Genomic DNA, 16,598 nt, shown 5'->3' on the forward strand with positions numbered 1-16,598 from the left:
TAGGATCTTTTCATTGAATTTCATAATTTATAGTGTAAAGGATTTGTTCGATTATTCACCTCATGAATCTGGTAAGTAAAGTTCATATATGGTATATCTTAATCTCCAACGTTGTTTTCTATTTTTATTCTTTTATTTCCGTTTATTCATTTTAAAAATTCTAAAATAATATCTCAGGTTGATTTTTTATGATTTCGCATTTCAAATTATTGCTTTTAAGCACAGGACAACTATGCCTCCTATTAAACTAGTGATCGTTAGTTCAATAAAAAAAGAGCTGTTGTAACAGCTCCTTGTCCCCCCTCTTACACCTATTTGGAAAGATAGCGTATTGTTTCTCCTACTTATTTTTTACTCTTTGCATCCGTTTGTGCTTATATTGTTCAAAATCCCACTCAGACAAAAATTCTTTTGCAGAAGTATAGCCTGACTGATAGAGAAAGTCGATTTCTTCCTCACTCAGTTCAAAGTCCGTTGCGTTGATGCCGCCAGTAGGAATTTGAATCGTTCGTTCAATCGTTTCTTCGTTCATATGTCGTAAATCATGGGCTTGAAGCATCGTTTTAAATATATTTTTGAAAAGGTGGATTGGCGTTGGTATAACCGGATCTATGTTAACTTTATCTTTCACAAAATGGAATCCGAATGTTGGAAAGCGAGGATTGTCTGTATCGAAAATCCATATTGGGAAGTTACTAAGTAAACCACCATCTAAAATGTAGGATTTTTTCCGGTCTTTTGATTTCCAAATAACCGGACGGAAGAAAAATGGTAGGGAGGCACTCATCATTACGGCAGTTGAAACTTTTAAATCAGCAGGAGACATCCCATAGCGTTCCAAATCATCTGGCAAAATAAGCATCTGACCATTCGAAACATCAGACGCAATTATCTTCAACTTTCCATCTGGAAGATCCGCGAATGTCTTAATCCCTTTTTCTGAAAGAAGAGAATCCACCCATGTTTCCAAATAGTCATTTTTAAAAATCCCAAGATGAACATTAAGTTCCAAAAATACGCCCAAAATGGGAATACGATTCAGTAATGTCCTGCCTCGCATCTTCGAATAGTTGATTTCACTATACCGCTCTCTAATTTCATGGCTTTTATAGCCACTAGCCAAAAGAGCTGCGATTAATGCTCCTGCTGATGTCCCAGCAAGTCTCTCCCATTCTACTTTTTCCTCTTCCATTGCTTGTATCGCTCCAATAAAAGCAATTCCCCTGACACCCCCACCTTCAAAAACGGCATCTGCTTTCATTTTTATCCACCTCTCTCGATAAGAGTTATTATAATTATTAACAATATTTTCATATAAAGCGAACTTTCACATTCTTAGATTCCAAAAATCAGCCCCCTCAGTTGGAGTATAAAACCGCTTGACATCGATGGTTGAAATTAATGACGGTTCTATTTTTCTAACAAATTCGCTAGTTATGTTCCATCCCTGATTGACCATTGGTTGCATATCCATTCATTTTTGTTTTTTAACACCTTTATCATTACTGCATGTCTGTGGATTCCTTACTTGGGAAACCCTTAATCATTTTCTCTGGCTCTACTACTATATAAAGAGTGGATAGACGTTCTAACAGTGGTGAACGCAACATTGATGGTAATCAACTTAATAAAAGTAATAGGATGGCATCTTCTATCATGCTATGTTTAAAACGAGGCATTGGCATGGACAAATTATCTGATACCCTTCATCTAATCTCAAAATGGGTAACAAAATAGTAAAGTGTCTACCCCATTACTTCTTTTTTAGTACTAAATTTTATTTTATTGCTTGCCTTACTATACTTAATAGACTGATTCATTAAAGAAGGCAAGTCAGTAAAAGGCTGCCTATATGAAAAACTTTCTATAAACAAGTACTTTTTGGTGAAAAACCAATTTATTCACTTATTAAAAAAGTACTTTTCTTTAAAGGATGACCGTTATTTTTTATAGAGGTATTTTTTTAATTATGTCGAAAAGGATATGTAACAATTGAAGGAGTGAAAAAATGGAAATGAATCGTGCAAGGAAAATGTATGATTACCACGTGTGGGCTAATCAGCAAGTGTTCCAAAACCTAAAACAATTACCTGACACAGTCTTTGGCGACACGATAAAAAGTGTCTTTCCGTCCATAAAGGAAGTCCTTGTTCACCTTTACGCAACAGATATTACCTGGCTGGAGATAATGAAAGGAAGCACCGTTCAAGATACTTTTATGAAAGTTGAACAACGGCGAAAAGAAGTGGACGGAGTCTCAATACATGAACTGGAATCCCGCTTTGATGAACTTGCAAAGGATTATTATGATTTTCTTGCTTCCCAGCCTGATCTTGAACGGACCATTGTAACCGAACATCCCAAAATGGGGGCATGTGAGTTTATACTTGCCGACCTCATCCATCATGTAGTGAATCATGGGACCTACCATCGCGGTAATGTATCAGCGATGCTCCATCAACAAGGCGAGCGTGGCGCACCAACCGATTATGTATTTTATTGTTTAAAATAAGCGGTTTGGCAACCGAAAGTATGAAGGAACATCATTTAGGAGTCGCTATAAATATAAAAAAAGCACGGCTATTCCAATTGAAAGCCGATGATTCACTTGCCAAGGAATCATCGGCTTTTATCTGGAATGAAAATCCAAACGCTCGTGGCATGGGTATATTCAGTCAGTACAAATATCTTCATTATATCTTTAGAGCTTTACCCGTTGAAGGCGAAGTGCATTCAATACGACTGATACAGAACTGAAAGCCATGGCAGCACCAGCTAACCAGGGGGCAAGCAGTCCGATTGCCGCAATTGGTATCCCGATCACGTTATAGGCAAAAGCCCAGAATAGGTTTTGTTTGATATTCCGCATCGTTTTCCGGCTCATGAGGATTGCATCTGCAATACTGTTCAAATCACCCCGGATCAAAGTGATATCGGCAGCTTCCATGGCTACGTCCGTTCCGGTTCCTATAGCCATTCCTATATCGGCTAGTGCCAGCGCGGGAGCATCATTTATCCCATCCCCGACCATTGCCACCCTTTTACCGGCGGCCTGCAGTTTCTTCACTTCTTTCGCTTTCCCTTCAGGAAGGACTTCTGCAATCACTTGGTCAATGCCCACTTGATGGCCGATGGCATTTGCTGTCCTTTGATTATCCCCGGTTATCATGATGACCTGGATATCCATTGCTTTCAACCTTTCAATCGCCGTTTGCGAGGTATCTTTTATCGTATCGGCAACGGCAATGAGTCCTGCATATTCACCTTCAATGCTAGCGAGCATTGCTGTCTTCCCTTGCTCTTCAAATGCTTCCATCGCTGTTAGGGCCTTAGTAATATCCACGTTATTTTGCTTCATCAATTTACGCGTTCCGACGTACAACACTTTTTGATCCACTACAGCTCTCACACCGTATCCTGGAATCGCTTCAAATTCCTCAATCGCAGCTAGTGATATCTGTCTTGCCTGAATTCCTTGAACGATCGATTGCGCAAGAGGGTGTTCAGATTGTTTTTCAGCTGCGCCGATTAGAGATAAAAACTGTTCTTCTTCCATACCGTTCTCGATGAGGACATCGGTCAGCACAGGGGCACCATTTGTCACTGTTCCCGTTTTATCCAAAATGACTGTATCTATATGGTGTGTGGACTCCAAGTGTTCCCCGCCTTTAAATAAAATACCGAATTCAGCGGCCCGACCTGATCCTGCCATGATGGATGTGGGAGTGGCCAGACCTAAAGCACATGGACAGGCTATGACTAGCACTGCAATCATCGCCTCAAAAGCTGGTGTGAATTCTCCAGGGTTAACCCATATCATCCAAACCAGAAAAGTTAAAAGGGCGATTCCGACAACAATGGGAACGAAGACACCGGAAATTTGGTCAGCAAGACGTTGGATCGGAGCTTTGGACCCTTGAGCATCTTCGACCACTTTTATGATTTGAGATAGAGCTGTATCCCTGCCGATCTTTGTCGCTTTCATTTTGAGAAAACCATTCTTATTCAATGTTGAACCGATCACAGTATCCCCGTTTGTTTTATCCACCGGAATGCTCTCACCCGTTAACATGGATTCATCAACGGCAGAGTTCCCTTCGACTACTTCACCATCGACAGGAATCTTTTCACCCGGCTTCACCAAAATCGTATCTCCCACGATGACTTCCTCAAGTGGTATTTCACGTTCTTCCCCGTTCCTTAACACCAGTGCCGTTTTGGCCTGAAGCCCCATCAATTTTTTGATGGCTTCGGAAGAACGTCCTTTTGCTTTTGCTTCAAAAAGCTTCCCTAAAAGAATGAGGGTGATAAGAATCGAACTAGTTTCGAAATAAAGTTGTGCCGTATTGTGATGGGATCCCATCGAGATGATCGCCTGATAAACACTGTAAAAATAAGCAGCGGATGTTCCCATTGCGACTAATACATCCATATTGGCACTTTTATTTTTCAAGGCTTTATAAGCCCCAACATAAAACTGCTTTCCAATCAGAAATTGCACGGGGGTGGCGAATGCCATTTGCACCCAAGGATTCATGAGGAAATCAGGCATATAAATAAAAGATGTAAAACTAAAATGGCTTACCATCGCCCATAACAATGGAAATGATAATATGACAGAAAAAATGAATGTATTCTTTTGTTTTTGAATTTCTTTTTGACGGAAATCCACTGATTCCGGGTTATCTTCCTTGATGATTGCCCCATACCCTAATTTCTCCACCCGTTTAATGATATCCACTGGGGAGGCTTCGGAAGGATCATATTCGACTGTCGCATTATCAAGCGCAAGGTTCACATTGGCCATGCTTACTCCATCCAGCTTATTTAACCCTTTTTCAATCCTGTTAGCGCAAGCAGCGCAAGTCATGCCTGTAATCGTAAATTCTTTTTTCTCTTTTACTACATCATAGCCAAGATCTTGAATTTTCTTTTCAAAATCCTTGTTACTTAATTTTTCCGTATCATATTTAATGACCGATTTCTCAAGAGCCAAATTAACGGTGGCTTCCTCAACGCCTTCCATTCGGTTTAACCCTTTTTCAATCCGGTTAGCACAGGCAGCGCAAGTCATACCTGTAATCTGCATGGTTGTTTCTTTTATTTGGCCGCTCATATCATCCCCGCCTTCCTATACCGCTATGGGGTATATTTTTTGTAAAAAAAAGTGCTTAACAGCACTCCCATAACTTATTCGACATCGTAGCCTTGATCATCAATTGTTTCTTTTATTTTCTCAAGTGATACTTTTTCCTTATCAAACGCTACATCTACTTTTCCTGCTTCCAAATGCACTTTTACGCTTTCAACACCTGCAAGTTTTCCTACATTCCCTTCAACTGCATTTACACAATGACCACAAGACATTCCACTTACACTCAATGTTACATTTTCCATTTCAATATCTACTCCTTTATTTTTTCATTAATTTTTGTATCGTTACAAGCACTTCATCTATAACCTCTGTATCCCCTTCATTCAGGCGTTCGACCACACAATTCCTTAGATGGCCTTCCAATAATATCTTGGCTACACTATTCATTGCGCTTTGTGTAGCTGCTATTTGGGTAATCACATCATCACAATACGTATCTTTTTCAATAAGACCCTTTATACCGCGAATTTGACCTTCAATTCGATTTAACCGGGTTGTTAAATTCTTTTTTACTGCTTCTGAGTGATGACTCTTTCGGCCGTGGGAAGAGGTCGTACAGCATTCTTCTTCATTTACAGAATCTTTACTACCATTCAACATTTCATCCATTTCCCATCCCTCCTCGAAAATAAATATACCATACCCTACTACCCTATGCAAAGAGAAAAGCTATTGTGTCAATATTTCTTTATTCTTTGCTTTTTAAGCAAATCTATTCCTTAGTCTGTTTAACAAAACTACACACAAAATACCCCATGCGAAGCTAACCAAAAAAGGATGAGCTATATGAGTCTGCTAGGGATGCAAATAAAGGATGTTCTTACTCCACACCTTTTAGTTGAATACACAAAAAAGTAATATATTTTTTATTGGTTATCAAACAAATAATCCAACAATCATAGCACTTAACAAGGAGACAGCCATGCCGCTAAGCAACAGCTTCCAAACATTCCTTCCGATAATGTGCGATTTTTCATCATCGGAGATAGAACTGAACGTACCATAAATCAAATCATGCCAACTGTACTGAAATTGGCAAATGAGGTGAGGTACGTAACTGCTACTGTATGCGGAGCCAGGACTAATATGAAATATTTAGTATTTCAAATGGATTTAGAAGTTGGGAATCCAGAAGAGAATAGGAAAATCATTGAACGCCGGTTAGAAGCTAACTACTGTGATGATTTGGATGTTGTAGTACTTCCTGAAATGTGATCTACGGGTTATGCGTTAAAAGAATTAAAAGAAATCTGCAAAGTGGATGGTAATCAATTGAATTTTTACAATCACTGGGTAAGAGGTTTAATGTAAACTTGGTAGGTGGCTCGATTGCCGTATTAGACGGTAAAGATATCTTTAATCGTGCGTTATTGTAATGGAATGGGTGAAATTGTTCGGGCACACAGTTAGATAGGAGTGGAATTCGCAGGTTCCTCACAAATTGTAGATCCCTGGGGAGACGTTGTTCAGAATTTGATCAAGAAGTTGGTGAATTAAAGGCAACTTTATATTTAGAGCAAGTACGGCAAATAAGAAAAGAAGTTCCTTTATTCGATTCCAGAGTGCCAGAGAAATATAGAAAGTTATAAAGTAGAAGCTACTTGCAACATCTAGAGTTTTATTTTCATTGTAGTTCAACAAGCAAAAAATTTACATAAAAAAAAACCCTTAGTTACTCTCAGAGGGTTGGTCTGTATCTCTTTTTATTTGAGTTTCTAACCCCATATACATGAAATTAGGATCATATACTTACCTTTTCTCTATCTGTAAGGTTAAGTAAACTCCCTTAAAACCTTTTTAATATTTTCTAATTTCTGGTGATTTAGTTTCAGCATTCCATGCCCTTCTTGAGTCTTTGGTTTACCCAGTGAAACTGTATTATTTAAGAGTTCATTAAATTCTTCTACCTCTGTTAACTTACGGCCAAGTTTTGTTTCAAATTTATTTATCAAAAGCGCAACAGCCCCTGACACATGTGGTACAGCCATGGATGTACCTGATAAGACGGCAAATTGGTTACCAGGAAAGGTTGATACAATTTTCTCCCCTGGTGCCACTAAATCCACTTCACCATTAGAATTACTAAATCTTGATATACGTTCACGCAGGTTAACTGAGCCTACTGCCACAACTTCCTCGTATGCAGCTGGATAACTGTACTCGTTTGTTTCGGCATTTCCATCACCTTCATTACCCGCGGCACACACGACCATTATATTGGATTGAACGGCGTTTATAATCGACGAATGTAAGGCCGGGTCATCATCCGGTCCCCCTAATGACATAGAGATAACCCGTACTTTTTCACCTTTAGGGCCTGTCCAATTGACAGCGTAATTTATAGCGGAAGTAATGCTTTCTGTTGTTCCTTCTCCTGATCCATTTAAAACCTTAAGTACCAGCAACTTCGCTTTAGGTGCTGCACCTACAACTCCAAAACCATTTTCTGCTGCTGCAATGGTTCCGCTGACATGAGTCCCATGTCCGTTATTATCGGCAAAATTGAAGGGATCACCATAATAATCTTCCGTGAAATTATATCCTCCAATAATTTGACCAATTAAATCAGGGTGATCTGATTGGCATCCTGAATCGATTACGGCTACTACAATGTTCTCACCCTTAAACCCTTCTCTCCAAATAGAGCGTGCACGAATCATTTTAATACCTCTTGGAACTTCCGAAGTGGTTTCTGTTATTCCTTCTACTTGGAAGGGTACTAATTGAACATTTGGCAATTTTAGCCTCTCCCTTCATATTACCCCTAAAACGGGCATAAGCATCGCCTTTTTTTATCATGACAAATAAGGGAAACCACACTTAAAACCCGTTTGGGAAAGCTGAATCCAATAACATTGATTTCAGCCTTTCTTTATCCTATGAATGGAGACAAGCTTTTGCTATAAACCTTAGTCTAATTTGATATTTTAGTTTACTTAGGCAAAAAATTGTATTATATAAAGGTGAGAAAATTCACATTCAGTCAGAACCTTAGTATAAATATTAATTACATGAACGACCTTATCAAAAAAAAAAAGCTCCCTCATCGGCAGCTTTTACACTTCCATTATAAAAACCATCATGATTACCTATATCTGCATTAATTCAAATATAGGTAAAGGATGATTAATTGATGACTGAACGAACTCCTTTTAAAAGAACTATGATTTTTAACAATGCCGCATTCATTTCATAGATATTGAGACCTCAAACGGAATAGTAAACTTAGCATCTCCGGATCCCTCTGCCGAAAAAGCATCTAATGAAACAAGTTTGTATATCTGATTTTGCTCCTATTTTCTTGATAGGTTCGTACTTAATCACTTATTTCTCTTTTTGTTTGTCTTCCAAGGCTCAAATGAAAATGGAAATCTTCTCTAGGCTTCGAAGTAAGGTACAAATCCTCCTCATAATAATTTCTTCCTTTTGCTTCATAGTATAAATCTGTTACGAACAATATTCTTCACATTTATTTCCATGAGTTGAAGAGGATTTAAAAACAAAAAAGGGGCTGTCCCAAAAGTCAGTAAAATAACTTTTAGGGCAACCCCATTTCGTATTGGCTTGGTGATACTTCTTTAAGTGGTACCGCCATATCTTTAAGTCATTACCATGATCGAGAAGTTGGGCTCCACTCTTAAGAACGTGAATGTGGAACCCATATATCCTCAAAGCTAAAAAAACTAATTAAAAACCGGAACTTGATTGGATAATGGGAATATTACTGTTCTTTTGAAATATTATTATTCCTTTTCTTCTTCACTAAAAGAATGATGGCAATGATAAAGGCTACTGCACTATATATCCAGGTAAAGATAAAGGCGAGGCCCAATCCGATATTTGCATCCATATAATCGTTTTTCACATGATCAATAGCTAAATATAGAAGCGGTGCCCCTCCAATTATGAGCAGGATGACCCAGAGAACATTCATTTTCAGACTTCTGCTTGATAAAATAATAATGATGAAAGATAGCAAGAGAAACGCTTCTGAAGCTATCGTCAACGTTACCAGATTGCTCATAATATATCACTCCTAATCATGGTTGCCTAAATGGAATATATTTATGTTCCCTTATATCTATATCGCTTTTCGTTCCTTTTTGATAAATTGATATTATTATCTTAGTAAAAAACCTGAATTCCTCCAAGAGAAATGAAGGATCCAGGTTACATGTTAATTTTTCTTTGATAATTGCAAGGCATTCTTGATGCTTTTCAATGATTTTGAGCTTCCGTACATCAAGACTCCACCACGATAGATTTTTGCTCCGATAATTCCAAGTAAAACAATGGTTAAGATCAACACAGCAATGCTGATGGCGATTTCCCAGAATGGAACTTCAAGCATCCCTACGCGCAAGAACATGATCATTGGCGTGAAAAATGGAATGAATGATGTAATCGTAATATAACTCGCTGACGGATTCCCCAATCCAAACATCGCAATCATGAAGGCAATGACGACCAACATGGTCATCGGTGAAATCATTTGCTGGACATCTTCAATTTTGCTGACAACGGACCCAAGACATGCCGCAAGAGTCGCGTACAGAAAATAACCAAGCAAAGCGAAAACGATCGCATAAATGATTGTTGAGATATCGGTGCTTCCGAAACCGAAAAATGAAAAGAATCCTTCATCCATACCAGTCAAGTTTTGTTTAATCGAGAAATAGCCCACTCCAAAAAATAAAATCATTTGCGTAAGACTAAGCAAGGCTACCCCCATTATTTTGGCAAACATCTGTGTGACTGGGGGGACACTTGATATCAGGATTTCCATGACCCGTGATGTTTTCTCAGTAGCCACTTCCATTGCAATCATCGTTGCATACATCAATACACCGAAGTAAATGACGAATAGGAGCACATACACGAGACCGCGTGCTTGATTGAGATCCTCTTCCGTTTTTGCATTTTTCGCAAGCGCAATCGTATCAAATGCTGGCGGCGTATTCAATTGAGCGATTTGCTGCTCTGTCAAATTCAATTCCTTCGCAGTTATTTGACCCTTCAATTGGGTAAGCGCTAAAAGCAAATCATTACTTACCGCAGAATCTGAAATTTGATTCGCTTTATACGTTCCCTTGAAGCCTACGGTTTCATCCTTTTCGATTAACAAATAGCCAACGATGTCATCCGCGCTGACCATTTCCTCCGCTTCCTTTTCATCCTTGGCGGATATTATCGATAAGTCATCGTTCACACCTGCTACCGCTTTTTTGTAAGAATCAAATAAGCTACCTTCAGTCTTATCGATGACGGCAACCTTTTCCTGATCATCACTGTCGAATTTATCAATAAGATTCGAAATATTCGTAAGGACAAGAATCAGGGCCATCATAATGATTGTAGAAATGATAAAGGATTTCGTTTTTAATTTTGATAGATATGTATGGGAAAGGACAATCCAAAAGTTATTCATAGACGGCACCCACTTTTTCAATGAAAATATCCGTTAGCGATGGTTCTTCCAATTCGAATTTACGCACGAAGCCTCTTGGAACAAGATCACGAATCATGTTCTCGGCCACATCTTCTCCAGTGACTTGAAGAATTTTTCCTTCCATCGTGTTCTTTACTTTTGTTACACCTGAATAATTATCCAAAAAGGATAAATCAAAATCAGCTTTAATTGACACATTCTTTTTACCAAAAGAACGCTTGATTTCTTTTAATTTTCCAGCCACAACAGGGGAACCTTTATGCATGATGCAAAGATGCTCACACATCTCCTCAACATGCTCCATGCGATGGCTCGAAAAAACGATTGTCGTACCGCTGTCCCTTAAGTCGATGACGGCTTTCTTCAGTATTTCCACATTCACGGGATCCAGTCCACTGAAGGGTTCGTCAAGGATAAGTAATTCAGGTTTATGAATCATGGATGCGATTAGCTGGATTTTTTGCTGATTTCCCTTTGAAAGCTCTTCAACTCGCTTATCAATATACTCGGGAACCATAAAGCGGTCTAGCCAATACTCCAGTTCTTTCATAGCATCCCTTTTGTTCATTCCTCTTAATCTAGCCAAATACACAATTTGATCACGGACCTTCAGTTTTGGATATAGTCCGCGTTCCTCAGGAAGATAGCCAATCAATGAACTGGTCTTATAATCGATTTTGTTACCATCCCAGGTCACTTCCCCTTCAGTCGGGTCAAGCAGGCCGAGTATCATTCGGAACGTTGTCGTTTTCCCCGCTCCGTTCCCACCTAAAAAACCGAACATTTCTTTCTCGGGAATAGTTAAATCAAGCTGGTTGACAGCTGTGAATTCCCCGAATTTTTTCGTAACTTCTTTAATTTGTAAAGCCAATGGACAACCTCCTATTATATGATTCTTAATATATGTTACCGGAAAGGTTTTCCAATTTCAACTACCGAAAAGATCTAAAGAACTCTTCTCCCCCATCATTATATGCAAAGTTCTAGAAACAAATTTCCATTACCTAGCCACCGGTAAAGAATTCCAAACACTTTTAACACTATGGGTCTTCTCTTAATCGTTGTTGAAGTAGTTGTATAGGGTGGATACGAGGGCAGTTACGGGTATTGAGGCTACCGCTAATAAAAATATAAAAAAGGACAGCTATATGATCGGTTTCTTTGGACGATTTCTTGGTGGTCATCCCGGTGTTTTTTAAAAAAATATCGCTTTCGAATATCCCTTTTCATCGGGGCTATTCCCCGGTCGACCACAACATCTAATGAAGACTGAATAAACCTACCTAACAACACGCCCCAGCTTCCATATCCTTATTTCCGATTTGCCGGTATTCACGAAATAAGGCATTTACTTTATCGCTTATTTTAATGACTCTCTTCGTATCAATGTTAAAATTCATCTATCTCACCCATTCCCACAAACTGGACAGTTGTGAACCTTATCAAATATTTCGTTTGCAAAATCTGCTCGCTGCTTAATTCTTATCTATTACTGACCCTTTTCCTTGAGAAACCATCTCATCATCTTCTCCCTTCCATGAAAGCAAGGGATTGCCAGGTTCTTCTCCTTGTAATGTTTTGATGGCTAATCTGCTTGTTAGAATAGCCGTTTGTAGCGCATCAAGCGAACCATATGGCGTGAAAACTGATTAACAACCTGTCAGGTTCTTCCCAAAGAACTGGTCAGGGCGGCAAAAGATGCCCTGTTGGAGACTAAGATACTGCTATCCTCCGGGTCTGTAAATAGGCATTGAAAACAACCATCTTTGTTTGGATTGTTTGTAAGAAGAGAACGCCCCCCGATTCCTAAAGGGTCTAACCAGGTATAGATGATAGGTGGACTGTTTATAAACAAAAAAGACCCAAACCCTTGTGATATCAAGGATTTGAGCCTTTGATAGTTGATGACCTGTGAGGGATTGGAATCCACGCCCCCTTCCCTGTCAAGGTCGGAAGGGTCCAATATTCCCAAAAATCTTAAGATAAAATACCCATCCAAATTTTCACAGCCGTTGCTAGAATTAATAGAGCTAAGATGACTTGAAGTATTTTTGTATTCATTTTTTTACCAGCCATCGCTCCTAGAGGAGACGCTATTAAGCTTGCTATAACCATGATCAAGGCAGGGTAGAAGTCAACTTGCCCTGTTGAAACTTTCCCTACCGTTGCGCCAATCGATGAAATGAATGTAATCGCTAAGGAAGAGGCGATCGTTACCCTAGTTGGGACTTTTAAGACAACCAACATAATTGGAACTAATAAGAATCCACCGGCAGCACCTACAATCCCTGAACCCAAACCGACAATCAAGGCTAGAGTTGCTGCGAGCCATTTGTTGAAGGTTACTTGATCCATTGGAACATCATCTATTCCTTTTTTAGGTATAAACATCATGACAGCTGCTATTAGAGCAAGTAGGCCATACACAATATTTATCCCGTCTTCAGACATGGATTGCGATCCAAAACTCCCAATTACACTACCTATGAGTACACTGACACCCATATAGATGATGAGCGTCTTATTTAGATAGCCACCTTTACGATAAGCCCAGACACCGCCTATGGATGCAAATAATACTTGGACGGCACTTATTCCTGAGACTTCATGAGCACTAAAAGCCGCTAAACCGAAAAGTGGTGGTATATACAAAAGCATTGGGTATTTAATGATGGATCCGCCTATACCTAGCATTCCTGAAATATATGAACCAATAAATCCTATCAAAAAGATAGTAATGATAAACGTAATTTCCATTTTTATTGCCTCCTCGAAAAGAAGGGAACCTATAAGGTTCCCTTATCATTATCAGCCTTTTTTAATCCAAAATTTTAGAACTTCATTTTCTTCTGCAGTTTTCACTAGCTCATGACCACCAGATTTTGACCATGCAGCTAAATCTGCTTTGGCGCCTTTATCTGTCACATGTATTTCTAATACTTGACCAGATTGTAAATCATTCATAGCCTTCTTTGTTCTAACAATCGGCATTGGACAAGCAAGTCCCTTTGCATCTAACATTTTATCTGAATTCATCATACATCTCTCCTGTTTTCTTAGTATATAATCTTTTTTTATGTTCAACGAACCGCACAGCGGTTTGGTCCAATTTCCATTTCGCGCTGTTGTTCCTCATCAGGGGTGATTTTCCCCATATTCGTTTTGCGGATTTCTTGATACGCGTTTGGCTGAGGAGGTAAGTTTCCTGTAACCAACTCTCTGAATTCTGTTTCGTCAGCAATGTTCAAACCATGATTTTCTGCAAATAACGTTCCTAATTCCTTCGCAACACTTCCGTCTTCATTTAATTCTTCAATGATCATAAAGTGAGATGGCAGTACAATTAACTCGTTTGACAATTCTCTATAGCGAGTATAAAGTGTTTCTCTCAAGTCTCCTACCCAATCCTCAGCCAATCCTGCTAAGTCTGGTCTACCAATGGAATCGATGAATAGAATATCTCCTGAAAGCAAGTATTTTTCATCGACTACAAATGAGGTGGAACCAATCGTGTGGCCCGGTGAGTATAGAGCATGAATATTGATAGCTGTATGACCAATCGTAACCACATTTCCGCCTTCTAATGGCTGATATTCAAAGGTCACTTCTGTTGCATCTTTTGGTGGCAGCCAGTAAGTTGCATTTGAACTTTCTGCTATTTGTCTTCCACCTGAAATATGATCTGCATGTAAGTGTGTATCCAATACGTGAGTGATCTTCGCTCCAATACTATCGGCAAAATCAAGGTAGATATCAGTCATTCTTGTGGAATCAATAACTGCTGCTTCACCATTAGAAACGACCATGTAAGATAAACAACCTTTACCAAGACGTACAAATTGATAGATTTCTCCGCCATTATTCAAATCCCCAATTTTCACTGGTTCTAAGTGTTCACTCCATGCTTTCATTCCGCCCTTCAAATAAGAAACATCCAATCCAGCTTCAGATAGCATTTCAGCTACCATGACAGATGAGCCTTCCTTTGCACATACTACCAGGATTTCTTTATTGGCCGGGATTTGATCGAGGATTTCTTCCACGCCATCCAGTAGATCAAAGTAAGGGATATTAAGGAATTTAAAGTTCTGCCCTTCAATTTTCCAATCATTAAAGTCACTTTCATTTCGAACATCCAAAATAAATAAGTCCGCTTTATTAATTACTTTCTTTGAAACCTCAGCGGCTGTCATTTGCTTAAACGCCATTCTGTATACCCCCCATAGTATTAAAGTTCACAAAAATTTTTACCTTCATTAAAAGGTTAATGTAACATCAGCATCTTTAGCGAACTCTAAAAATGTGATCGCCCCACCTACTTCGATACCGTCAACGAAAGCTTCCTTTTCCATGCCTAAAACGTCCATGGTCATTTGACACCCAATAAACCTGACATCCATTTCCTGTGCCATTGTAACTAATTCCGGAATTGAAGGAACATTAGCCTTTTTAAAGCCTTCGGCAAAATGCTCCTTACCTTCAGGCAATGGTAGTTGTCCATTCGCTTCTTTATGAATTAAATTCAAGCCTTCAAAAGTAAAGAAAATGGCCACTTCTTGATCTGTTGCAGCAGCTGCCGTTGCGATGTTAAACACTTTATACGCGTCAAATACTCCACCATTACTTGCGATTATTGCTACTTTGTTAGTCATGATATTTTCCTCCATTCTAGGGTCACCTTTATTCATCAACGGATTTTTGTGTAGGTCCGTTCCATTGGCTCATGCCTGGTACAACATTGAATACCTGTTCAAATCCAGCCGCCGTCAGCTTTTGTGCAGCAAGATCACTTCGGCTGCCAGAACGGCAAATCACGAAAATCTCTGACTCTTTATCAAGTTCACCCATACGGTGTTCCAATTCACCCATTGGAAGGGATTTCGCTGCTGGAATATGATGAAAAGCATACTCTGCTGATTCTCGTACATCCAGAAGAATCATATTTCGATTTTCTTCCATCATTTGAAGAAGTTCTTCATTTGAAATGATTTTTTCATGCTTCTTCACTTCTGTTTCTTCTCCGCTTGCTTTCCGAAGATAATGTTTAAGTGTGGTTCCTTCTTCAACTGTACCTAAATATTGATGACCTGTACTTTCCGCCCAGGCTTTCATATCGGCAGTTGACCCTTTATCAGTCGCTTGAACTTCCAGTACTTCCCCTGCTTCCAGGCCATTCATGGCTTTTTTCGTTTTTACAATCGGCATTGGACATGCTAACCCTTTTGCATCTAATACGGAATTTGTTTTAATCATTTTATTTCCTCCTTGTTTTTTATAGGGGTAGGGGTATATTCGAATTTAAAATTATTCTGTGGGACCTTCCCATTCATTCATACCCCCCACCATGTTCAACACTTTATATCCATGACCCTCAAGTATCTGTGCGGCCCTTGAACTTCTGCCCCCTGACCGGCAGACCATGATATACTCTTTTGATTTATCTAGATCCTGCATTCTAAATTCCACTAGACCCAACGGGATATTCAAAGCATTTGGTATTTTCCCTGCCTTTACTTCCTCCACCTCCCGCACATCAATGATGTGGACTGGCGAGTTTCCCTTCAACAATGCACTCACTTCATTCGGTAAAATTTCTTTCATCTTTATAAGATCCCCCTTTTATTCGCGCCAAGAACTCATGCCGCCTTTTACGTTGGTGACTTCATTAAATCCCAGTTTTTTCAAAGCTTTACATGCATTACTGCTCCGCATCCCGCTTTGGCAAATCACAACAACCTCTTTATCTTTTGAAAGTTCTTGTGCCCTTTTGCCTAGGTCGTTTAAAGGGATATTTTTAAAGACCTTTATATGATTGCCCCTAAATTCATTAGGAGTACGGACATCAATGAATTGCTTATTTCCTTTGTTATTCAGCTCAGCTTTTAACTCAGCCGCATTTATATTTTTTATCCCCTTTGCCGGGACAAATCGCTGATATAAAAACCAAACGATGAGACCCAATATGATGAGATTAAATATAGTTCCCATTTGAAC

17 protein-coding genes and 1 pseudogene are annotated in these 16,598 nt (G+C 39.2%); 2 read left to right on the forward strand and 16 right to left on the reverse strand.

Translation table 11 applies throughout. The features are described 5' to 3' along the window. Nucleotides 1–340: 340 nt before the first annotated feature. Nucleotides 341–1,261, reverse strand: a complete 921-nt coding sequence (locus tag ACQKFG_RS22725) for a patatin-like phospholipase family protein (RefSeq protein WP_349729400.1) — start codon at nt 1,259–1,261, stop codon at nt 341–343. Nucleotides 1,262–2,008: 747 nt separating this feature from the next. Between ACQKFG_RS22725 and ACQKFG_RS22730 the strand changes: the two genes are divergently transcribed. Then, nucleotides 2,009–2,512, forward strand: coding sequence for a DinB family protein (locus ACQKFG_RS22730; protein ID WP_427563145.1), 504 nt, complete (start codon nt 2,009–2,011; stop codon nt 2,510–2,512). A 189-nt stretch (nt 2,513–2,701) separates the two neighbouring features. Here ACQKFG_RS22730 and ACQKFG_RS22735 read toward each other — a convergent pair whose 3' ends face one another. The 4 genes and pseudogenes from ACQKFG_RS22735 to ACQKFG_RS22750 all read right to left on the reverse strand — a co-directional run. Beyond that, nucleotides 2,702–5,116 carry a heavy metal translocating P-type ATPase gene (locus ACQKFG_RS22735; protein ID WP_427563147.1) on the reverse strand — a complete coding sequence of 805 codons (2,415 nt, stop codon included), beginning with the start codon at nt 5,114–5,116 and terminating at the stop codon, nt 2,702–2,704. 74 nt (nt 5,117–5,190) lie between these two features. After that, the gene (gene copZ, locus ACQKFG_RS22740; protein WP_192204425.1) at nt 5,191–5,397 is read right to left on the reverse strand and encodes a copper chaperone CopZ; all 207 of its coding nucleotides are present in this window, start codon (nt 5,395–5,397) and stop codon (nt 5,191–5,193) included. 16 nt (nt 5,398–5,413) lie between these two features. Further along, on the reverse strand, nt 5,414–5,755 hold the full coding sequence (locus ACQKFG_RS22745; RefSeq protein ID WP_192208237.1) for a metal-sensitive transcriptional regulator: 342 nt from the start codon (nt 5,753–5,755) through the stop codon (nt 5,414–5,416). Between the two features lie 276 nt (nt 5,756–6,031). Then, a pseudogene (locus ACQKFG_RS22750) lies at nt 6,032–6,234 on the reverse strand (nucleoside transporter C-terminal domain-containing protein); the annotation flags it as partial. Nucleotides 6,235–6,241: 7 nt separating this feature from the next. Between ACQKFG_RS22750 and ACQKFG_RS22755 the strand changes: the two are divergent. Next, nucleotides 6,242–6,370: a hypothetical protein gene (locus ACQKFG_RS22755; RefSeq protein WP_342615557.1), complete on the forward strand. Its 129-nt coding sequence runs from the start codon at nt 6,242–6,244 to the stop codon at nt 6,368–6,370. A 557-nt stretch (nt 6,371–6,927) separates the two neighbouring features. Here the strand turns inward: ACQKFG_RS22755 and ACQKFG_RS22760 are convergent. The 11 genes from ACQKFG_RS22760 to ACQKFG_RS22810 form a co-directional block, all read right to left on the reverse strand. Continuing rightward, nucleotides 6,928–7,815, reverse strand: a complete 888-nt coding sequence (locus ACQKFG_RS22760) for a S8 family peptidase (RefSeq protein WP_427563150.1) — start codon at nt 7,813–7,815, stop codon at nt 6,928–6,930. Between the two features lie 1,061 nt (nt 7,816–8,876). Beyond that, complete coding sequence (locus ACQKFG_RS22765) at nt 8,877–9,179, reverse strand: hypothetical protein (protein ID WP_427563152.1); 303 nt, start codon at nt 9,177–9,179, stop codon at nt 8,877–8,879. 153 nt (nt 9,180–9,332) lie between these two features. Then, entirely contained in the window at nt 9,333–10,583 is a 1,251-nt protein-coding gene (locus tag ACQKFG_RS22770) for an ABC transporter permease (RefSeq protein WP_427563154.1), read from the reverse strand. Then, nucleotides 10,576–11,475, reverse strand: a complete 900-nt coding sequence (locus ACQKFG_RS22775) for an ABC transporter ATP-binding protein (protein ID WP_192204421.1) — start codon at nt 11,473–11,475, stop codon at nt 10,576–10,578. Before ACQKFG_RS22775 ends, ACQKFG_RS22770 begins: the two co-directional genes overlap by 8 nt. Nucleotides 11,476–12,581: 1,106 nt before the next feature. After that, nucleotides 12,582–13,361: a sulfite exporter TauE/SafE family protein gene (locus ACQKFG_RS22780; RefSeq protein ID WP_192204420.1), complete on the reverse strand. Its 780-nt coding sequence runs from the start codon at nt 13,359–13,361 to the stop codon at nt 12,582–12,584. A 51-nt stretch (nt 13,362–13,412) separates the two neighbouring features. Then, nucleotides 13,413–13,640 carry a sulfurtransferase TusA family protein gene (locus ACQKFG_RS22785; RefSeq protein ID WP_192204419.1) on the reverse strand — a complete coding sequence of 76 codons (228 nt, stop codon included), beginning with the start codon at nt 13,638–13,640 and terminating at the stop codon, nt 13,413–13,415. Between the two features lie 44 nt (nt 13,641–13,684). Further along, nucleotides 13,685–14,812: an MBL fold metallo-hydrolase gene (locus tag ACQKFG_RS22790; protein ID WP_369619063.1), complete on the reverse strand. Its 1,128-nt coding sequence runs from the start codon at nt 14,810–14,812 to the stop codon at nt 13,685–13,687. 48 nt (nt 14,813–14,860) lie between these two features. Continuing rightward, a complete protein-coding gene (locus ACQKFG_RS22795) occupies nt 14,861–15,256 on the reverse strand; it encodes a DsrE/DsrF/DrsH-like family protein (RefSeq protein ID WP_387595584.1) in 396 nt (131 codons plus the stop codon). A gap of 28 nt (nt 15,257–15,284) precedes the next feature. After that, nucleotides 15,285–15,857: a sulfurtransferase TusA family protein gene (locus tag ACQKFG_RS22800; protein WP_427563158.1), complete on the reverse strand. Its 573-nt coding sequence runs from the start codon at nt 15,855–15,857 to the stop codon at nt 15,285–15,287. Between the two features lie 51 nt (nt 15,858–15,908). Next, on the reverse strand, nt 15,909–16,205 hold the full coding sequence (locus ACQKFG_RS22805; protein WP_427563160.1) for a rhodanese-like domain-containing protein: 297 nt from the start codon (nt 16,203–16,205) through the stop codon (nt 15,909–15,911). A gap of 18 nt (nt 16,206–16,223) precedes the next feature. Next, nucleotides 16,224–16,592: a rhodanese-like domain-containing protein gene (locus ACQKFG_RS22810; protein ID WP_427563162.1), complete on the reverse strand. Its 369-nt coding sequence runs from the start codon at nt 16,590–16,592 to the stop codon at nt 16,224–16,226. Nucleotides 16,593–16,598: the final 6 nt, after the last annotated feature.

Origin of the sequence: Peribacillus sp. NPDC076916 (assembly GCF_050269675.1) — a bacterium.
GTDB classification, from domain to species: Bacteria; Bacillota; Bacilli; order Bacillales; family DSM-1321; genus Peribacillus; species Peribacillus aracenensis.

Coding starts and splice junctions, on each gene's coding strand:
- ACQKFG_RS22810 (WP_427563162.1), bottom strand. CDS start 16,592: ATGGGAACTATATTTAATCTCATCATATTGGGTCTCATCGTTTGGTTT.
- ACQKFG_RS22800 (WP_427563158.1), bottom strand. CDS start 15,857: ATGATTAAAACAAATTCCGTATTAGATGCAAAAGGGTTAGCATGTCCA.
- ACQKFG_RS22735 (WP_427563147.1), bottom strand. CDS start 5,116: ATGAGCGGCCAAATAAAAGAAACAACCATGCAGATTACAGGTATGACT.
- ACQKFG_RS22730 (WP_427563145.1), top strand. CDS start 2,009: ATGGAAATGAATCGTGCAAGGAAAATGTATGATTACCACGTGTGGGCT.
- ACQKFG_RS22725 (WP_349729400.1), bottom strand. CDS start 1,261: ATGAAAGCAGATGCCGTTTTTGAAGGTGGGGGTGTCAGGGGAATTGCT.
- ACQKFG_RS22755 (WP_342615557.1), top strand. CDS start 6,242: ATGAAATATTTAGTATTTCAAATGGATTTAGAAGTTGGGAATCCAGAA.
- ACQKFG_RS22785 (WP_192204419.1), bottom strand. CDS start 13,640: ATGAATTCAGATAAAATGTTAGATGCAAAGGGACTTGCTTGTCCAATG.
- ACQKFG_RS22765 (WP_427563152.1), bottom strand. CDS start 9,179: ATGAGCAATCTGGTAACGTTGACGATAGCTTCAGAAGCGTTTCTCTTG.
- ACQKFG_RS22760 (WP_427563150.1), bottom strand. CDS start 7,815: ATGATTCGTGCACGCTCTATTTGGAGAGAAGGGTTTAAGGGTGAGAAC.
- ACQKFG_RS22780 (WP_192204420.1), bottom strand. CDS start 13,361: ATGGAAATTACGTTTATCATTACTATCTTTTTGATAGGATTTATTGGT.
- copZ (WP_192204425.1), bottom strand. CDS start 5,397: ATGGAAAATGTAACATTGAGTGTAAGTGGAATGTCTTGTGGTCATTGT.
- ACQKFG_RS22770 (WP_427563154.1), bottom strand. CDS start 10,583: ATGAATAACTTTTGGATTGTCCTTTCCCATACATATCTATCAAAATTA.
- ACQKFG_RS22745 (WP_192208237.1), bottom strand. CDS start 5,755: ATGTTGAATGGTAGTAAAGATTCTGTAAATGAAGAAGAATGCTGTACG.
- ACQKFG_RS22805 (WP_427563160.1), bottom strand. CDS start 16,205: ATGAAAGAAATTTTACCGAATGAAGTGAGTGCATTGTTGAAGGGAAAC.
- ACQKFG_RS22790 (WP_369619063.1), bottom strand. CDS start 14,812: ATGGCGTTTAAGCAAATGACAGCCGCTGAGGTTTCAAAGAAAGTAATT.
- ACQKFG_RS22795 (WP_387595584.1), bottom strand. CDS start 15,256: ATGACTAACAAAGTAGCAATAATCGCAAGTAATGGTGGAGTATTTGAC.